This window comes from Labilibaculum euxinicum (assembly GCF_009795715.1).
Taxonomy (GTDB): Bacteria; Bacteroidota; Bacteroidia; order Bacteroidales; family Marinifilaceae; genus Labilibaculum; species Labilibaculum euxinus.
Window position 1 is genome coordinate 1 of the sequence record NZ_WTCR01000020.1, and the last position, 18820, is coordinate 18820.

The 18820-nt window shown below is 37.9% G+C and carries 16 protein-coding genes; 2 read left to right on the forward strand and 14 right to left on the reverse strand.

The genetic code is table 11. From position 1 onward, the window contains the following. The first annotated feature begins 1159 nt into the window (after positions 1 to 1159). Together GQR60_RS18990 and GQR60_RS18995 are read left to right on the forward strand one after the other, a co-directional pair. On the forward strand, positions 1160 to 1525 hold the full coding sequence (locus tag GQR60_RS18990; RefSeq protein ID WP_101311342.1) for a hypothetical protein: 366 nt from the start codon (positions 1160 to 1162) through the stop codon (positions 1523 to 1525). A gap of 4 nt (positions 1526 to 1529) precedes the next feature. Then, positions 1530 to 4637 (forward strand): AsmA-like C-terminal region-containing protein, encoded by a 3108-nt coding sequence (locus GQR60_RS18995; protein ID WP_124994455.1) that lies wholly within the window; start codon positions 1530 to 1532, stop codon positions 4635 to 4637. Between the two features lie 447 nt (positions 4638 to 5084). On the opposite strand, the gene GQR60_RS19000 is transcribed toward GQR60_RS18995, so the two are convergent. The 14 genes from GQR60_RS19000 to GQR60_RS19065 all read right to left on the reverse strand — a co-directional run bounded on the left by GQR60_RS19000 (position 5085) and on the right by GQR60_RS19065 (position 18603). After that, the gene (locus tag GQR60_RS19000; protein WP_160463526.1) at positions 5085 to 5780 is read right to left on the reverse strand and encodes a rubrerythrin family protein; all 696 of its coding nucleotides are present in this window, start codon (positions 5778 to 5780) and stop codon (positions 5085 to 5087) included. Positions 5781 to 5879: 99 nt separating this feature from the next. Continuing rightward, the gene (locus GQR60_RS19005) at positions 5880 to 7256 is read right to left on the reverse strand and encodes a sensor histidine kinase (protein ID WP_124994457.1); all 1377 of its coding nucleotides are present in this window, start codon (positions 7254 to 7256) and stop codon (positions 5880 to 5882) included. Continuing rightward, the gene (locus tag GQR60_RS19010) at positions 7253 to 7930 is read right to left on the reverse strand and encodes a response regulator transcription factor (RefSeq protein WP_124994458.1); all 678 of its coding nucleotides are present in this window, start codon (positions 7928 to 7930) and stop codon (positions 7253 to 7255) included. Before GQR60_RS19010 ends, GQR60_RS19005 begins: the two co-directional genes overlap by 4 nt. 62 nt (positions 7931 to 7992) lie before the next feature. Next, positions 7993 to 8472 (reverse strand): DUF2231 domain-containing protein, encoded by a 480-nt coding sequence (locus GQR60_RS19015; protein WP_101311337.1) that lies wholly within the window; start codon positions 8470 to 8472, stop codon positions 7993 to 7995. A 229-nt stretch (positions 8473 to 8701) separates the two neighbouring features. After that, a complete protein-coding gene (locus GQR60_RS19020; RefSeq protein ID WP_124994459.1) occupies positions 8702 to 9565 on the reverse strand; it encodes an SDR family oxidoreductase in 864 nt (287 codons plus the stop codon). A gap of 54 nt (positions 9566 to 9619) precedes the next feature. Next, the gene (locus GQR60_RS19025) at positions 9620 to 10201 is read right to left on the reverse strand and encodes a Crp/Fnr family transcriptional regulator (protein ID WP_124994460.1); all 582 of its coding nucleotides are present in this window, start codon (positions 10199 to 10201) and stop codon (positions 9620 to 9622) included. Between the two features lie 152 nt (positions 10202 to 10353). Then, positions 10354 to 11394, reverse strand: coding sequence for a serine hydrolase domain-containing protein (locus GQR60_RS19030; RefSeq protein WP_124994461.1), 1041 nt, complete (start codon positions 11392 to 11394; stop codon positions 10354 to 10356). Between the two features lie 137 nt (positions 11395 to 11531). Beyond that, a complete protein-coding gene (locus GQR60_RS19035; RefSeq protein ID WP_124994462.1) occupies positions 11532 to 12560 on the reverse strand; it encodes a beta galactosidase jelly roll domain-containing protein in 1029 nt (342 codons plus the stop codon). Positions 12561 to 12628: 68 nt separating this feature from the next. Next, on the reverse strand, positions 12629 to 13696 hold the full coding sequence (locus GQR60_RS19040) for a beta galactosidase jelly roll domain-containing protein (RefSeq protein WP_160463527.1): 1068 nt from the start codon (positions 13694 to 13696) through the stop codon (positions 12629 to 12631). Positions 13697 to 13741: 45 nt separating this feature from the next. Further along, positions 13742 to 14110 (reverse strand): hypothetical protein, encoded by a 369-nt coding sequence (locus GQR60_RS19045; RefSeq protein ID WP_124994464.1) that lies wholly within the window; start codon positions 14108 to 14110, stop codon positions 13742 to 13744. A 515-nt stretch (positions 14111 to 14625) separates the two neighbouring features. Beyond that, complete coding sequence (locus GQR60_RS19050; RefSeq protein WP_124994465.1) at positions 14626 to 15312, reverse strand: response regulator transcription factor; 687 nt, start codon at positions 15310 to 15312, stop codon at positions 14626 to 14628. Positions 15313 to 15429: 117 nt separating this feature from the next. After that, entirely contained in the window at positions 15430 to 16974 is a 1545-nt protein-coding gene (locus GQR60_RS19055; protein ID WP_124994466.1) for a sensor histidine kinase, read from the reverse strand. A gap of 128 nt (positions 16975 to 17102) precedes the next feature. Continuing rightward, positions 17103 to 18176, reverse strand: a complete 1074-nt coding sequence (arsB, locus tag GQR60_RS19060; RefSeq protein ID WP_124994467.1) for an ACR3 family arsenite efflux transporter — start codon at positions 18174 to 18176, stop codon at positions 17103 to 17105. Beyond that, a complete protein-coding gene (locus GQR60_RS19065) occupies positions 18160 to 18603 on the reverse strand; it encodes an arsenate reductase ArsC (protein WP_124994468.1) in 444 nt (147 codons plus the stop codon). Before GQR60_RS19065 ends, arsB begins: the two co-directional genes overlap by 17 nt. Positions 18604 to 18820: the final 217 nt, after the last annotated feature.

The window sequence follows — 18820 nt, forward strand, 5'->3', positions numbered from 1 at the left end:
ATCAGCATTTAATTAAAAAGCGAGGGAAAGCAGCTTAGTAGTATTAAATTTTGACAGAGCCTGAATCACTCTATAAAATGAAAATTAAAAAATAGAATAAAACTCTAGGATATCAGGGGTCAAAACATCCCTTGCTCAAAAATAATTGCAATAAATGCTTGCCTTTGCTCCTTTCATCAGTAAGTGCTTTGTACTTTTTTTATCCATTGCAGTTTGGCTTTAGCCAACTGAATTCAAAATATGCCAATCTTTTGCTTTAGCATCATTTTCAGTTCTTGCAATTCAGCACATGAAATTTGTATTGGTAAGCTAAGCAATTGGCAGATTGGTCCAAACCTTAGTTTGCCTATTACTCCCATTGTTTTTTATGTGGCTAAAGCCTATTTATTAATTTCTTGCTATCAGTTGGCTAAAGCCAAACTGCAATAGATGTTTTACTAAGTATCATATTATTTCTTCAATCATTTTAATTCCTGGTTATCTGTTGTTTGAAAACAATCACAATAAACACTCAACTTTGCTCCTTACATCAGGAAATGCTTTGTATTTTTTTATCCATTGCAGTTCGGCTTTAGCCAACTGAATTTAAAAGTTTCTCATCTTTTGCTTTAGCATCATTTTATTTCTTATAATTCAGCACATGGAATTTGTATTGGTAAACTAAGCAATTGGCAGATTGGTCCAAAGCTTAGTTTGCCTATTACTCCTATTGTATTTTATGTGGCTAAAGCCTATTTACTAATTTCTTGCTGTCAGTTGGCTTAAGCCAAACTGCAATAGATGCTTTGCTAAGCATCATTTTCATTTCTTCAATCATTTATATTTCATGCTTTAGCAGTTCGAAAACAAATACTGAAACTATGGAAAATAATATTTCATAATAACCAAATACTGTTTCGTGCATTTTGCAACAATAAAGTATTATTTTTGAAGTTTATTTTAAGTAACGAACAGGTGTAACGCCCCTGTAAAAAGTGCTACACACAAAGGCATGATTATTGATAATAGTAAGTTCTCCTGAAAAATTCAGGACAAGCCATATAACAACTAAAAAACAAATTATAAACATATGAAACGACCCGACGAAAAGTGTTACACACAGGAGAATGAGTGTAATTTGGGAGTTCCATATGGCAACTAAAAAACAAATTATAAACATATGAAACGGATCACATTATTTTTTTTATGCATTGCTGCAGCAGCACTTTTCTCAACCTCTTGTTCTGAAGAAGAAACTCACCCCAGTTTTGATGAGTCATTAATTATCGGCAAATGGAAAAGCGGGACTTTGTTCGAAAGATACGACTCTGACAAATCGGGTGCTACCTGGGATACTGCCGATGATGTTAAGGAATCAGAAGCTCAGAAATTTACCTGGACAATAACAAAAGATCAGCTGGAGCAGATCCACATTATCGAAAATGGCGGTAACGTTCCTAAAGTATACACCATTACGAATTTAACGGCATCATCATTAGAGTACGAAGACGCTTACGGAAAAACAAAATCATTTAGCAAACAATAGTAAAATGCGGATAGTAAAAAAGGCAGGAATAGCTTTACTGGTACTGGTTTTTGTAGGAATAATAACTGCAGCAATAGCCTTGTGGTATGTTCTTACGCCAGAAAAATTAACACCAATAGTTAATAAACAGGCAAAAAATTATTTAGCCTGCAATACGGTCATCGAAAAAGTTGAACCCACTTTTTTTAGTACCTATCCGTTTTTTGGCATAGAGCTGACAAATCTCTGTTTAACCGGAAATAACAATTCTGTGAAAACAGATACTCTGTTGTATGCTAAAAAATGCTTTGCCTCGCTAAATGTTAAGTCGTATTTATTCCACGGCGATATAAAGCTTAACCCGTTTTTGGTTGAAAATGGGTATTTGAATTTCAAAACAGACTCATCCGGGCAGTCTAATTTCGATATTTTTAAAAGCAGTTCCGATGCAGCAGAAGCTGATTCAGAAGCCTCTTCGTTGGGTGATATCGACATCAGCAATGTAGAATTTACAAATTTTAATGCCAATTATGCGGATGAGACTACATTTAGAAAGGCTGCTGTTATCAACGGAAATGCTGCGCTCGGCTTTGTATATACCAAGGGGAAACAGTCTTTTGATTTGGATCTGCAAGTCAGCCGATTGCTGTTTACAACATCCGACTCGATGGCTCTTCGTATTGATGCCAAAAACTGCGATCTGAAAATGACTTTGAAGGCTGCGGACAAAAACCGATTCAATTCCGATGCAAAGCTTGTTTGTAAGGAATTGTTTCTCGCTATGGCTGGCGATACAATTTTAACAAACATGAAATTGGACACACATCTGCCATGTGCTGTAAACATCGCCGAAAACAGTTTTGATTTAAAAGAGGCAAAACTGATTGTGAACAATGAGCAAGAAGTAGTATGCAGCGGGATTGTAAAAATACAGTCCGATAATTCGATTGCCACCAACATAAACTACTCGACCAACGAATTGGATATCGAAAAAATTATGGCTCTTGTTCCCAAAGCCTATTCGGCTCCGCTAAAAGATCTGATTGCTAAGGGTTATGCACAATTATCCGGATCGGTAACTGGCCTGTATTCTGACACAAGTTACCCTCTTGTAAACACAAACATAGAGTACAATAAGGGCGAAATTAACTATGCAGCCTATCCAAAAGTGAAGGATATCAAATTATCGATGTCGGCGAAGGTAGATCTAAATAAAAACCAGACTTCGGATATCACTGTAAACAGCAGTTCTGCCAAAATACGAAACAGCAAAGTTTCTGTTGCAGGAAATATATCGGACATATTGGAAACGACCCGCTACGACATCTATTCGAAGGGTGATGTTAACCTGGCCGATTTTCAGTCGTTTGTACCCAAAGATCAGAATGTAATTGTTCGGGGTTGGGTAAATGGAAATCTGCATACCCGGTTTTCTCAGTCTGATTTGGATCAGGAGGCATATCACCGTATCTATTTAACCGGCGATTTCAACACCCGGGATTTTGATGCCGTTTATAACGACACGACAAAGGTAAATCTCCCTTCGGCAAAAATTAAGCTTACTTTACCGAGCCAAGCCAGAGCAGACAAAAACCTTCTGTTTGCAAACATCAAAATGGATGCTCCGAACTTTACAATGCACCTATCTCCTACTGTAAGTGCGGTGACTGAGAATCTTGAGCTTTCTGTCGATATCAATCATCCGGCAAAAGGAGCCCCGGCACCCATAACGTCGTGTATTTTTAAATTGGGCAGTCTTACTGCTGTGTCGGATACTTTATCGGTTAGCGCAAACAATGCAAACGGACGATTCGAATACGTTCCAGGCCGTAACGGAAAACAAGAGATTGCTCTTATCAATTCAACAATTAACAGTGATGAAATTGCAGTAGCCGGCAAAGACTCTATTCTGTTTGATGCTAAAAAGCTGTATGCAAAAACGAATCTGAAGTACGACGACTCGCAAAATAATATCATTCTTAAATGGCAGCCCGAAGTGGCAATCAGTTTCTCCGATGCAGTTTATGATTTGAGTGAACAGCTAAAGGGTAAAATTCCCAACATCTCGTTTACACTTAATCAAGACACGATGGAGATTCAAAAAGCGGCTTTAACTTTGGGCAATTCCGACTTTAGCCTTACGGGCCAGCTTACCGACATCTCCAACTATTTAAACGATCAGGCATTGCTGAAAGGAAACTTTAATTTGGTCTCTAAAAATACCGATGTATATCAGCTGATGGACATTTTTAACGGCATGGGCAGTCAGGATTCAACTCTTGCCGGCAATAAAGATACTGCCCCCGAAGACGATCCGTTTATGGTGCCAAAAGGTGTCGAAATTCGGTTGAACACAACAATTGCGAAGACTTTAGTAAATAATAATGTAATCGAAAACATTAAAGGAGGACTAACTGTAAAAGATGGTACTCTTATTCTCGATCAGATGGGATTCACCAGCCGGGCTGCCAACATGCAGTTAACGGCCATGTACCGTTCCGACAGAAAAAACCACCTCTTTAGCGGCATCGACTTTCACCTTTTAGATATTGATATTGCTGAATTAATTGCTCTGATTCCTTCTGTTGATACAATGATTCCCATGCTGAAATCATTCAAAGGGAAAGGTGAATTTCATTTGGCCGGAGAAACCTATCTTAAGAGCGATTATTCTTTGAAACAATCTACAATTCGTGGTGCGGCGGCTTTTCAGGGACAGGAACTAACCCTTATGGATACCGAAACTTTCGACATGATTGCTAAAAAACTACTGTTTAAGAAAAAAACAGCAAATGTGATAGACAGCCTTAGTGTTGAAATGACTCTGTTTAAAGACGAAATTGATTTGTATCCTTTCCTTATTGTAATGGACAAGTACAAAGCTGTTATTTCGGGACGTCATAATATGGATAACAGCTTTAACTATCACATATCGGTAACAGATACTCCACTACCTGTTCGATTGGGACTGAATGTAACCGGAACAATGGATAACCTGAAATACGACCTTGTGGAATGCAAGTACAAACACTTGTACGATCCTAAAAAACAAGGAGCACTGGAGGAGCAAACTTTACGTCTGAAAAAGCTGATTTCGGAATCGCTTAAGGAGAATGTTAAAGAGATTAAATAGAGTGAACAAGTTTCAAGTAAAAAGGAGAAAGGAACAAAGAACAAGAAAACCAGCAAACAGTCAGCTGTGATCAATTCGTTGATTTTGTTGATTGCACAATGAAAAACCGGGGATTTTCCCCAAGCGGAATAGTAAAATCCTGACGGCGTAAATGCTCGTCAGGATTTTTTTTATTGTAGATATGATCCCATTTTACAAACAAATCTGAATTCTTAATTTTTTTCAGGGAGTTGTTGAATTTGGATCATGGGAAATGAATTAATTTTTAGCTGCATCGAGGCAAAAAAGTAAAGCACAGCCATGTTACGATACATCTTTTTTAACGAAGATATAGCTGAAAAGAAACTTTTTATAAGGCATGTTTTGATTTGGTATAGAAATACAATTAAGTCCGGCAGAATACATTGGTGCATTCTGCCGGACCTTGTTTGTGTGTTGCTGTATAAATTATAAACTGTTTATTTTAATGAATTTTTCGGAACCGGTCATTGAAATACCGCAACGTTCAGAAGGTGTTTGGTCGTAGGTATTTCCGCAGGTAGGACATATATAGTAAACATTGGGCAATTCGTTCACGGTGTTGTTATTAAGTGCGAGCAAAGCATTCCTGTACATTGCCTGATGTTTTTTCTCTACCTCGAAGGCGTAATTAAAACTTATTTGTGCCAATTGGGTTTTCGAGTTGGCCGCATCCTGCAAAAAATCAGGATACATGGTAGTCACTTCATACGATTCCCCCTCAATGGCATCCTGCAGATTCTCGCCGGTTGTTTTTACCGTAAATTCAGGTGTGATGTTTGGAACTGCTCCTCCTAATTCCACAATAACAGATTTATGATTATTGGCATGCACCTTTTCGGCCTTCGATGCGGCTGCAAACAGCAAAGCGATGTTATGATTTCCCTCCTGCTCCGCTTTTTTAGAATAAGCTGCATATTTGGCTGATGCCGTGGTTTCCCCTTTAAATGCATCCTGCAGATCTGCCATTGTTTTTGCCTTGGCTTCGTTAGGTGCTATCTGCTTTTCTTTACTTTCGGCAGCTACGGGGTTTTGTAATTTTGTCTCTTTTTTGTTTCCTGTGTTACATGAACTGAGGATGCCGATCACTACGGCTAATGCTGATAAGGATAAAAGCTTTTTCATTTTTATTCTCTTTTTTGTTTTAATTAATAATATACAATGCAAATATGGCACGCATACCATTAAAGCTTCCTTTAGCCTTTCTTAAAATCAGCTTAAAAATTATCCATTAAAATGGAGATGAAATTGAGTTCCCCGGTTTATCTGACTGTCTGCCTGTATTTGTATTCCCTGAATACCGGCAAGCATTTTAACAATGTACAATCCCAATCCGGTACTTTGCACCAAAGTACTTCCGGGAACGTCTACCCGGTAAAAACGATTAAAAATATGAGGCAAATGTTCCTGCGGAATGCCAGGTCCGTTGTCGCTAATCGATAAAATTCCGGTATCGGCCTGCCAGTTACAAACCAACTGCCCCTGTTTGTATCCGTATTTAACAGCATTGCTAACCAGATTCTCCATAATCATTTCAAGCAATCCAAAATCGGCTTGAACCACTGTATCCTCCGGAATATCCAATTTCAGAATCATCTGCTTGCTGTTCATCTGCAGGCGCCATCTGTTTTTAACGGCAAGCAGCATATCATACAGATTAACAGGTTTCTTAACAATTGAGAGATTTCCCGAATCCAACCGGGCTAAATAAAGCAACTGATTAATAATATGATTTATCGAATCAACTTCGAGAATTACCTGCCTCACTTTTTCCTCGTATTGCTGCGGTTCCCGGGTTTTGCGGATAAGTACTTCCAGAGTTCCTTTAATACTGGTAAGCGGCGTGCGCAGTTCGTGCGAAATATCTGCTGTAATCTGTTTCTCACGGCTGCGTCCGGTTTCAATTCGTTCCAACAGGGCATTAATAGTAGTCGTAAGATGGTAAATTTCGTCGTGATGAACCGGCAAAGGTAAACGTGGATCAATATTGTTGTAATTCATTTTTTCAGCGTAAGCAATCAACTGCTTAACAGGAGCTATACTTCGAGATGCCACCAGCGATGTTACCCCGTAAAAAAACAATAACATCAGCGGAAACGCTGCAAAAAAGGTATTCCGCAGATTGGTAAGAATTAATATGGAATCGACCTGGGAAATTCCAATATCGAGTTGTCCGATTATTTTACCACCTTCAGTTTTGATGGGAAATTGTCCCTGCCGGATCTTTTTCCCGTTAAACTCTACATTAAAAAACAGCTCCTCAGTCAGGGAATCGGCAAACTGCAACTTATCGTTCTCTAAATTCCGCGAATGAAAGATCACAGTTCCCCGGTCATCCACCATCTGTAAAAAAATGGGATCCACTTCTGCCCTATTGTGTTCCATCTCTTCCCACTCGGCATTCAGACTAAACACCAGAGAATCACCAACAGTGCTTATCTGCGAAAACAATTCCGCCCTTTCTTCCAGGATATTGCTATCGAGGTGCCGGTACGTAGTGATGTAAACCACAGCATACACCGCAGCGAATACCACCAACATGGTAATGGCAGCTGCAACGGTATTAAAAAGGGCTATCCGGTTTTTAAAATGCAGGTTCATGCTTCCTCATTTATACGGTATCCAACTCCCCGAATGGTTTCAATAAACGATTCGCTGTTTTTATCATCGAGTTTTTTGCGGAGTGCATTGATGTACACATCAATTACCGAGGTATCATAATCGAAATGTATATCCCACACTTTCTCGATGATGCGGGTGCGCCGACTTACTTTCCCCTTGTTGCGCAGTAAAAACTCAAGCAGGGCAAATTCCTTTTGAGTCAGTTCCACATTTTCATCGGCTTTACTTACACGGTGCGAATCTACATCGAGAATGATCTCCTTGTATCGAAAGACCGAATTTTCTCCGCTTTTTCCGCGCATCAGTACCCGAATCCGCGCTAGTAATTCGTCAAAGGCAAAAGGTTTCCGAATGTAATCATTGGCCCCGGCTTCAAGCCCAAAAACAGCATCGTCGGTGGTATCACGCGCAGTAAGGAAAATAACCGGTACCACATGACTCTCTTTACGAATATTCCGGCATATTTCTATTCCGCTCATACCTGGCAGCATCCAATCAAGAATTATGGTATCATATTCTTCCAGATTATCCAGAGCTAACTGCAGACCTGTTTTTCCATTATCGGCCACATCAACAGCAAAACCCTCCTCTTCCAGCCCATCTTTAAGGAAATTGGAAATGGAGGTTTCGTCTTCGACTAATAAAATTCGCATATGTTTTGTTTAAGTATTACACATTATTCTTCATTTTCATCAAGCCGTTCTACCAAAATGGACTAATCATCCTCCTCATCGTTCTGTAAGGTATCAAAATTACCAATACCTAATTCGACACCTGCTGCATGTTTAAACACCAACTGACCGCCCAGATAACCTGTACGGGCAACACTACCGGCAGCTGCGAACAATAAAGTAAAAGCCAGAATTTTTAGCCAACGCATTTCATTTTTAATATAATAGAGAACAATTTTTACTCCCGCCGCTGCCATGGTTAACCATAGAGTAAAGGCTGCAGATTCTTCATGAGCCTCCAGTGCCCGTTGTAAAGAGCCTCCATCCATACCATCGCCGGCAGCATCGCCTGTAAGATAGGCTGCAACAGCCCCTAAACCTGCCAATACTATAATATAAAACGAAACCTGAAGATAAAATTGTTTCTTAAATATAAGTCCAATTAGTTCCGATACAAATGCCACCAATACCAAGGCAACCGGGAAATGAACAATCATTGCATGTAAATGTGTCGCTGTAAACATCGTTTCAGTTTTTAAAAGTTTATACAAATATTAGTACTTCCTCTTTTAAATTGGCTTAAGCAAAACTTAAAATCAGCTTAAAATTTCTGTTTAGAACCATGCCATTGTCTGGTTAATTGGCCGGACAACGGCAGATTACACAGTCGTTTTCCTTCCATCTGCAATGAAATCTGAACGAACTGCAAAAATTGACATTCAGCACTTTTCACACCATTCTTCACACAAAATGTCAGGCTAAGTTTTTATTTACCTGTTCGTTAAAAAAGTCTTTTAATTTGTGTTTGCCGTATTGTGGTGCCTGCATATCCATTCCCATTACTGTCATAAAAAATTCAATAGGCCCGTATGTTTTTGAGTTAGTAACTGCTCGAACAGCACAAAGAGCAAATTTTCTTATCCAATCTGAAAGATGGACTATTTTTACCGGCTTCGAATAAGCTTTCAGCGCCAATTCTGCAATTTCATTTTGTGAAAGTATATCGGGACCTCCAACATTAATTTCTTTTGTTGTCTGACTTATAGCACCCACCACTATTTTTGCTAAATCCTCACCGTGAATCGGATTTAGTTTTAGTTTCCCATTGCCAAAGAGATAAACTTTTCCTCCTTTTGCCATTTTTAAAAAATCGCCCATATCAGAGAAAAATCCGTTTGGTCTGATGATGCAAAAATCCAATCCCGAAGATGTCAAATAATCGCCTAATTTTTCTTTGGCTTCACAAATTTTTAAGTTCCTAAGCTTTTCTCCGTTTAAAACCGATATATAAATGAATTTTTTCACTCCGCTTTTTTTGGCTTCATCAATTAAGTTTGCATTTGCCTGGTAATCGACATCCATATAGGTAAGGCCATCTTTTTGACGGGTGATTCCAACAGCACTAATTACAATGTCTATATCGCTGCAAATACCTTTTAGTGTTTCAGAATTAGTTATTTGAGCCTCAACTATTTTCAAATTATCATGCTCCAATTGAACTTTTGTCTTATCGCGAACAATAATGCTTGTATCATACCCATCTGATACTAATTTTTTGGTTATGTATTGCCCCAGATAGCCTGTTGCTCCAGCTAATAATATTCTTTGCTTTTCCATAATTTATTTTTTTTCAAAAATATAGAATGAGCATTTTTTTGCTCTTGATGTTCGTCAAGAATTTCCTTTGGATAATACTCTTTTTTTTATCCTGCTTAACGTTTCAGGTGAAACGCCCAAAAAAGAAGCGATGTATTGCTGCGGAACACGTTGAAATAATTCCCCATTAGTCTCCAAAAGTTCAATATACCTTTCTTCGGCCGATTTTGTGACAAATGAAGCAATAATTCGTTGACAGACTATCAATTCATTTTCAGTGGCAATTCGGGCAATTAACTCAAATTTTGAAGATACTTCCAATAATTTTTCAATATTGGTTTTATCGAAAACATAAATCTCAGTTTTTTCTATTGCCTGATAATTTTCTCTTGCCGGAACATTGTATGTATAACTCTCTCCTGCACAAATAAATTGACCATCGGTGTAAAAGAAAGCAGTCCGGTCTTTCCCATCAACATTATAAAATAAACGAACACAGCCTTTGGTTACAAAGTATATTTCATTTGCTATTTTTCCTTCGCTAAAAATTATTTCGTTTTTCTCAAAATGTCTCTTTTTTACGAAAAGCAGCATGTTTTCTTTTTCATACTCACTTAACTTGGCGTAGTCTTCAATATGTCTGATTAAATATTCCATTAACTGTTCGTATCTGCTAAAATTTTGCCTAAGGGCAAATTGAATGCTGCGTTGCTGATTGCACGGCACTTTTCTTTCACGTTACGAAAAAAAACAAAGCCGACTGCTACCGTTGAATTTACAGCTGTTTCGATTATTGTTTCGATATATTATTACGAGCTTTTTTTACTTCTCACTATTTTTACAATACGATTGTATACAATTTCCGCTAAATTCCAGTCGTATCCATCAAAGTTGGTTGTATTATTAAATTGAATGACAACTGTATCAATGTCTTTGTGGTATTTGGCAATACTCTGATAGCCAACAAGCAGACCTGTATGTTCGTACACGTAAATAGAAGAATAAATTTCCTGTTCCCCTTCATTAAACACTGAACCATCATTTAAAGCTCTTAAGAATTTACCCACATCCTCTGCTGTTGCCAGCATTAAACCTGTATATTCTGTTTTTAGATCCTCTTCAACTCCAACATAATAGCCACTCATCACATCATCTATATCCACATCATGAAGCGAACCGAAGGTATTGTTGAGTTTGAGAGGAATCAAAATTTCCTCCTTGATATATTGCTGATGACTATAACCAAGCACTTTATCAATAAGATCCTCAATCAACATATAGTTGGTATTTGAATAGCCATAATCTTCACCTGGTTCAAAGTCTGCGGGTAAGTCCAGTGCGTATTCAAGTGTTTCCTGTCTGTTTTTGGGCGGTTTTTTCCAATAATCAGGATGGTCTATAAAATTGGGAATGCCACTTCGATGCTGCACCATCATTCTCAAGGTAATTTTATCAGCATTTTCAATTCTTCCCGCAAGTTCCGGAAAGTAATCAGCGAGTGTTTTATCCAAGGACAAACGTCCGTCTTTGACTAATTTAGCAACAGCAACAGCGATGTATAGCTTGGTAATGCTGGCAATTTTGAATAATGCCTGCGGGCAGGCAGGAATTTTGTTTTTTCGGTCATGCCAGCCTGCGGCATAAAATTCCGGTGGCTTCCCGGCTTGATCTACATAAACAATCATTCCATCAAATCCATGATCAATGGCTTCATTTACTTGTTCCTGAACCGTATCAGGCAGTGGCAAAATCCAAGCCTTTACCAAAATCCATGGTACGAACCACAAAGAGGATATGCTTGCAAGAATAAATGCTATTCTGAGTATTCGTTTTATTTGTTTCTTTGCCATAATATCATATTTTTCAGAACGATGCACTTCATATCATTTATCTGTTGTTATTCGTTACTAATTCCACATAAATGACTTTTGATTCTTACAGGAGATCTTTCACTTCTTCAAGCGTAAATTCTAATTAAAGGTGATAATTAGTTTCGTCTTCTTCTGCTGTTCCAGTAATTGATGTAATGATCTTGTGAAATTAAGCCAATGGAACCGGTATAGATTCCGCCTCCCTGTGTGGCGTCGTAAACACGCACAACAATTCTGTTTGCTCCTTTTTTAATCAGATTTACAGGCAGATAATAACCTCTTAACTGCTTATAAGTATTTGAATAATGCTGCACCGTTGAAGGATCAAATTCACCGGATTGGCCAACCAACACTCCGTTTACAATTACCTGATCGAGATCATCAATTTTGCCCAAAACAAGAACCATTCTCTCTGCCAAAAACTTATCATTGGCATTAAAGTCGAGAACGTAACAGGCATATCCATCGTAATTTTTATAACCCTGATTCTCCCAAAATCCGGGAACAATAATATCATCCCAATTGGATGCATTTTGCAGATCTTCATGCGCATAACGCCCCGTTTTAAACTTCCATTTGCCTTGTAAATCAATATCAACGGGTATTGCATCGCGGTCTACTACAACAGAGATATCACCACGAACAATGCCTCCTTCTCCTACGTCATCGTAAACACGAACAGCTATTACATTATTACCTCGCAAAACGGCCGAAGGAATATTGTACATCCGGTTCGAATTGTAAGCGGTAGAATAACGGGGAGGAAAACTGCCCGATTGTCCGATTCGTATTCCATTCACAAAAACTTCATCCACATCATCAATATTTCCCAATTTAAGAAACAGACTCTGACCTTTTAGCGATGCCGAATAACTAAAACTGGTTCTGTACCATGCAAATCCATCGTAACCATGAAATCCCTGATTCTCCCATGCCGAGGGAACATCAACCCGTTCCCAGTTGGAATCATCATAATTAGGATCTGCCCAATTCGGATTGTCTCCAATTGAGAATTCCCAACGACCGTTTAAGTCAACCACTTTCTGATAATCCTGCGCTATAATTTCATTGTTAAATACACAAACAACCATCATTACAAACAGAAACTTCATCCATTGAATTATATGCTCACCCATTCTATTCATATTTTCTTTATTTGCACTATTTACAAAGCAGTTTAGGCTATTGTACAGCCCCAAAATTATTGCAGTAATTAATCAAACCAATAATCAAAAAACTTCTCCAGATTCGATCGGTTGTTCTTGTGTTCTCTTTTTACCATTTCCTCAGCCAGTTCGATATCGGTAATCCCGATTGGCCCCCGATAAATTCCACCTGGTCCGGTATAATCTTTAACCATCACCTCTATCACATTCATGCCACTGCTCTTCAATACGCCTTTGGGTATTGGATAAGCCCGAAAAGTGCTGTGGTACGAATTATCATGCCAATTATTACCTCTTTTGTACCCCATCCATTTGATTCTCTCTCCATTCAGCCACACTACATCCTCATCGTCAATCACTCCCAAGATCAATGCTTTTCCTGAAGTGCTCCTATCTGATGGATAGTTGAATTCTTTAGTATATTTGGCTTTCCCGTCTAAATCATTATAACCTCGGGCTTCCCAAAATCCGGGAACAAATATTTTTCCTTTTCGATAAGTTACACACTTTAAATTTCCTTGATCAACAGAGTTTCCGCATTCAAAATCCCAGTAGCCCGTTAGGTCTATATCCATTCTCTCCTGATCTTTATCTATAAAAATACCAACTGGTCCTTGTGTGATTCCTCCATTGTGAATTCCATCATAAACCCGCACTGCAATTACGTTAGTGCCTCCTTTACGAAGCAAATTTGTTGGCACAGGATACATTCTTGGAATATTGTATGCCGTTTTCATTCTTGGCGGAAAATTACCCGATGCGCCTATTAGCTTCCCGTTCAGGTACACCTCATCCACATCATCAATATAACCCATGTATAAATAAAGGTACTCTCGGTTAAAGGCCTCCCTTATTTGAAAACTTTTACGATACCAGGCAAAACCATTGTAATCTTCATAGCCATTATCCTCCCAGCTATTGGGAACAAATACATTTTTCCAATCGGAATCATTGTAATCAGGGATGGCTCTTGCAGGGTCATCCCCAATTGAAAATTTCCAGTTCCCTTCCAGGTTCACCAAACTTTTCAGATTCTCGGATTGTATCGTACCCACTTGAAAAATCAAAAACAGAAGTAGAATACATCCTTTCAAAATTTGGCTTTTATAGATCATACTATTCATTTCTTATCTCCTCTAATTTATACAAACACTTCCGGTCTACCATCTCAGCATTTTAAATTTAACCTTAAGGGCTAATTCTTCACCAACCAGACCGGGAATCGCCTTAATTCTTGAATCCTCCATTGTTTTGCGAACGGCTTTTTTCAGTTCTTCATTAAAACCAATTACTTTACTCACCACAACCTGATTGTTTTCATTTATTGTGCAACGCAAAACTATTAATTCAGATTCTCCAGGGTCGATTACATCTGCAAAATTTGTTTGTGACACTGATTTATGGATTTTATCCAGTAAAATACTTTTCTCTTTCTCTATTTTTTGTTTATCGGGAGTTGTTGCCATTCCCAAATTTGCAGCTAACAGTAAACATACCAATGCGAAAAATGCTGTTCTTATTGTTCTCATCATCCTAATTTTTAAGTTACCAATCGTTTTAGTTTTTAAAAGAGAATGGAGTCGTACGCCCACCATTCCATCTATCTTAACTTTCTATTGGTAAAATTAGGCTGCTGAAAAATCATTTGTGTCACCCCCGGGTTATAAGATGTCATCAATTGTCATCAGTTGTATTTTAAGATGATAAAGCTATCTAATAGTTCTATTTACCGACCTTTTGCCATTACAAAACTACTCCTAAATTCTCTAAAGGGGATTTTTATTTTCAGCTTTTTATTTTCACAAAACCCGAGCTAAAGCACGCGGCAATAGATATTTACAATTCCTATTAAATTACGGTACGCTGTACCTTCTTTATTAATTTCATTTCTTCTACAAAGACTACGCAACTCTGTTGCTTGATTTACAAAACTTGTTTCCCCTTTTACTTTTACAAACACCGAGCTAAAGCACAGTGCAATAAATATTCCTTTTGCCTTTCGACTTTTCAAGACCTTTTGACTTTTCCAGACTGTTCGACTTTCCTAAACCACCAGACGATAGCCAACACCGTGCACGGTTAGTATTATTTTTGCATGATTTGGATCCTGCTCAATCTTATGCCTTAGCTTCAATATAAAATTATCAATGGTTCGGGATGTTGGCTGATAATCCGTTCCCCAGATATGATCCAAAAGATCATCACGACTAACAATTGTATTCTTGTTGTCCCACAAATAGTTTAATATCTCAACTTCTTTGTGCGACATTTTCACTTCCTGCTGATCGACAAATCCTTCGAAAGAAGAAAAATTGATTGATAATTTTCCGATTTCAACTGAATGATTAGCTTTGCTTTCTGTCCTGTTTTCGGTACGCCTTAACACTGCACGTATTCGTGCCAATAATTCGCGCAAGCTAAATGGTTTGGTTATGTAATCATCAGCGCCAAACTCCAATCCTAAAACTTTATCGATCTCCTCGCCTCTTGCTGTCAGCAGAATTATTGGAGTCGCAATTCCTTTTTTTCGGACTTGTTTACAAATATCAAATCCCGAAATTTTTGGAAGCATTACATCCAAAAGCACCAGAGAGTATTCATTTCCTAAGATTTTATCCAGTCCAATTTCGCCATCATCGGCAACATCAACCTGATATCCCTCAAACTCCATATTATCTTTCAATCCCATTAACATGCCGGGCTCGTCTTCCACAATTAATATTGGTTTCATCTGTTTATAATTTTAAGTTTTTGTCAGATGAAACTTACCATATAATCATCTCCCTGTGTGTAGAAAGCTTTATACATGGACGTTTCATGTGTTTACAATTTCAAATCTTTCATTTTTCTATCTCAGAGGAAAACTTAGCGTGAAACAAGTTCCACCCTCTTTTGAACTCTGAACCGTTATCTGCCCGTTGTGAGCATCCATTATGTGCTTTACAATGCTCAATCCGATTCCCGAGCCTTTTACCTTATTGGCCAAATCACCCGAGCTCACTCTATAGAATTTATCGAAAATCAAGGGCTGATCTTTTTTCGAAATCCCTATTCCAAAATCGATCACATTTATATAGGCAAACTCCAGGTCGGTATGGCATTTAATCTCAATCCTCCTGGTCTCGCCACAGTATTTTACAGCATTATCAATCAAGTTGATAATTGCTTCGGAAACGGCTTCCTTGTCAATAATTAGCTTTGGTAACTCATCGAAAGCTTCAAATTTAATTTCAAAGCCCTTTTTATGCAGGTGCTGTCCGTAATTTTCGAGAATTGTTTCTATTTCGTCATTAATATCCGCTTCCTTAAAATGATATTCCCGTTTACCGCTTTCAATTTTACTGAAATTGAGGATATTATTCACCATGTTCGATAAACGGTTGGCCTCGGTGTTAATCACCTTATAGTATTCCTTCTTTTTTTCTTCAGATGGCAGACGTCCCATTTCCAAGGTCTCCGAATACATATTTATCAGTGCCAACGGCGTTCTTATTTCGTGCGATACATTAGATATAAAGTCCGATTTCAATTGGGTCAGCTTCATTTGTTGTCGGATGTTCCGATAAACTAACCAGGCGCCCAACAAAAGAATCAGATCCATCACAATCAGCATAATTATATTGGTATTTGTTCTTTCACGTACTAAATCCTCAATGGTATTTCCTTTCATCTGAATGCCCAAATCGTAAGCCGGGAACAGCCAAATCTGTCTGCGTTGCTGAATATTCTTTTCACCTTCATCGAAAACAACATTGGAATAAATTTCAGTATTCAACTTTTTATCAATCACCGAAATAAAAAACTGATCTTGTGCAATTCCCTGAATTTTAGGCCCCAGATTTTCTTTAATAAACTTCTCGGTGTCAACAAGCAGTAAAAGCGTTTCCACGGATAAAGAATCAACAGTTCTTGCAAACGCAAACAGACTTTTTCCTTTCCTGTTAAAGTCCAGAACACCTATTTTCTGATAACCGCTTTTAATGTATTCTTGTAATCTTTCAACATTGCCCGCATTATTGGTAAAAGCATTTTCCAGATTCCTTTTGAGAATCATGATGCTGTCTTCAGGAATTTTTTCTTTCGCGAAGAGTTGATATTTTAAAGAATCGATCAGAAAAAAAGCATCTATCGAATAATTTTTAGACACCAATAATTTTATTTCTGTTTCGATACCATATTTTCCTTTATCAAGCTGATTGGCCCAACCACTGATCACATCATCGGAATACTGATTGACAGAAAACAGAATGGACTCTAACTGACTGGAATAGACAGAATCAATAACTGCCTCATTTTGATTGATGTTACTGATCTCGTATGCAGAGAAAAACAAGGAAGGCAAAACCAATATAAGGGTAAGGAGTATGCCTATTTTCAATCCAGGTTTAATCATATAATTGTTTTTTTGTATTTCAAATATAAGGAATATTACCGATTGTATTCAATATGATTAAAGCATAAAAAAAGTCACGGTTCCATACGAGCCGTGACTTTTTTTTATTGATAAGATTTTGTTAATTATTAATTATCAGCACACTTAACAACATCTATTTTCCCTTTAAAGTACTTGTCTTTTAATCTCAGCGAAACATTTACCAAGGCGATTAATACCGGCACTTCAACCAGTGGCCCAATAACTGCGGCAAATGCAACACCCGAATTGATACCAAAAACGGCAATGGCTACTGCGATGGCCAATTCAAAATTGTTACTGGCTGCTGTAAAAGATAAACTAGCTGTTTTGGCATATCCTGCTTTAAATTTCTTTCCCATAAAGAAGGAAATTACGAACATGATCACAAAATAAATGACCAAAGGAATCGCTATTCGAACCACATCAAATGGCAACTGAACAATGTATTCTCCTTTTAACGAGAACATCACAAAAATGGTAAACAGCAAGGCAAATAAGGTAAGAGGGCTTATTTTAGGTATAAATTTCTTCTGATACCAATCCTTGCCTTTTGCTTTAATTCCGAAATATCGGGTAATCATTCCGGCAAAAAATGGAATTCCCAGATAAATCATTACGCTTTCTGCGATATCTCCCATGGAAACATCAACTACAGAACCTTGTAATCCAAAATATCCGGGCAGCACAGTGATAAATACATAGGCATAAACAGAGAAAAACAATACCTGAAAGATGCTGTTAAAAGCTACTAAACCCGCGGCATATTCAGGATCTCCTTTTGCCAAATCATTCCAAACAATTACCATCGCAATACATCTGGCCAAACCAATCATAATTAATCCTGTCATGTATTCTGGATAATCCTGAAGAAAAATAATAGCCAAAGCAAACATCAAAGTGGGTCCCAAGATCCAATTCTGCACTAAAGAGAGAATCAATATCTTCCGGTTTTTGAAAACATCCTTTAGTTCTTCATATTTTACTTTTGCAAGTGGTGGATACATCATGATCACCAATCCGATGGCAATTGGAACATTCGTGGTTCCAACCGATAATTTGTTCCAAAATCCAGACATGGCAGGAAAAAAATACCCCATTCCAACACCAATTGCCATCGCCGCAAATATCCATACGGTAAGATATCTGTCTAAAAACGATAATTTCTTATTTAAAGCTCCCATGTTTTATTTTTTTTAGGATGTATTCCTCATTAAATTTTGCGAAATCCCTGCGGATTTCATCACGTACTCTTCTAAATACATTGAAAATTTCTTCTTCAGTTCCCTCGGCATAAGCCGGATCGTCGAATCCAATGTGTAACCGGGTTCCAACTGGTCCAGTAAATGCAGGACAAGCATCTTTTGCTCCACCACACACTGAGATTAAAAAATCAACTCCATCTTTCAAGAATTCATCGACCATTTTTGGGCGAAATGAGCTAATATCAACTCCAATTTCAGCCATAGCTTTCACTGCCAAAGGATGTACCCGATCTGCAATTTTAGTACCTGCCGAAACAACCTCCAATTCAGGGTTAATTTCACGTAAAATTGCTTCACCCATTTGGCTTCTGCATGAATTTCCGGTACACAAAACCAATACTTTCATATGCTTATAATTTGTTTTTTAATTGTCATATGGAACTTACCATGCTGAGACAATCATCTCTCTGTGTGTCAAAATCACTTTGGCATGAACGTTTCATATGCTTATAATTTGTTTTTTAATTGTCATATGGAACTTACCATGCTGAGACAATCATCTCTCTGTGTGTCAAAATCACTTTGGCATGAACGTTTCATATGCTTATAATTTGTTTTTTAAT

What these genes read in the sequence shown, in the direction of transcription:
- GQR60_RS18990 (WP_101311342.1), top strand. Translation starts at nt 1,160, where the DNA reads ATGAAACGGATCACATTATTTTTTTTATGCATTGCTGCAGCAGCACTT.
- GQR60_RS18995 (WP_124994455.1), top strand. Translation starts at nt 1,530, where the DNA reads ATGCGGATAGTAAAAAAGGCAGGAATAGCTTTACTGGTACTGGTTTTT.
- GQR60_RS19000 (WP_160463526.1), bottom strand. Translation starts at nt 5,780, where the DNA reads ATGAAAAAGCTTTTATCCTTATCAGCATTAGCCGTAGTGATCGGCATC.
- GQR60_RS19005 (WP_124994457.1), bottom strand. Translation starts at nt 7,256, where the DNA reads ATGAACCTGCATTTTAAAAACCGGATAGCCCTTTTTAATACCGTTGCA.
- GQR60_RS19010 (WP_124994458.1), bottom strand. Translation starts at nt 7,930, where the DNA reads ATGCGAATTTTATTAGTCGAAGACGAAACCTCCATTTCCAATTTCCTT.
- GQR60_RS19015 (WP_101311337.1), bottom strand. Translation starts at nt 8,472, where the DNA reads ATGTTTACAGCGACACATTTACATGCAATGATTGTTCATTTCCCGGTT.
- GQR60_RS19020 (WP_124994459.1), bottom strand. Translation starts at nt 9,565, where the DNA reads ATGGAAAAGCAAAGAATATTATTAGCTGGAGCAACAGGCTATCTGGGG.
- GQR60_RS19025 (WP_124994460.1), bottom strand. Translation starts at nt 10,201, where the DNA reads ATGGAATATTTAATCAGACATATTGAAGACTACGCCAAGTTAAGTGAG.
- GQR60_RS19030 (WP_124994461.1), bottom strand. Translation starts at nt 11,394, where the DNA reads ATGGCAAAGAAACAAATAAAACGAATACTCAGAATAGCATTTATTCTT.
- GQR60_RS19035 (WP_124994462.1), bottom strand. Translation starts at nt 12,560, where the DNA reads ATGAATAGAATGGGTGAGCATATAATTCAATGGATGAAGTTTCTGTTT.
- GQR60_RS19040 (WP_160463527.1), bottom strand. Translation starts at nt 13,696, where the DNA reads ATGATCTATAAAAGCCAAATTTTGAAAGGATGTATTCTACTTCTGTTT.
- GQR60_RS19045 (WP_124994464.1), bottom strand. Translation starts at nt 14,110, where the DNA reads ATGAGAACAATAAGAACAGCATTTTTCGCATTGGTATGTTTACTGTTA.
- GQR60_RS19050 (WP_124994465.1), bottom strand. Translation starts at nt 15,312, where the DNA reads ATGAAACCAATATTAATTGTGGAAGACGAGCCCGGCATGTTAATGGGA.
- GQR60_RS19055 (WP_124994466.1), bottom strand. Translation starts at nt 16,974, where the DNA reads ATGATTAAACCTGGATTGAAAATAGGCATACTCCTTACCCTTATATTG.
- arsB (WP_124994467.1), bottom strand. Translation starts at nt 18,176, where the DNA reads ATGGGAGCTTTAAATAAGAAATTATCGTTTTTAGACAGATATCTTACC.
- GQR60_RS19065 (WP_124994468.1), bottom strand. Translation starts at nt 18,603, where the DNA reads ATGAAAGTATTGGTTTTGTGTACCGGAAATTCATGCAGAAGCCAAATG.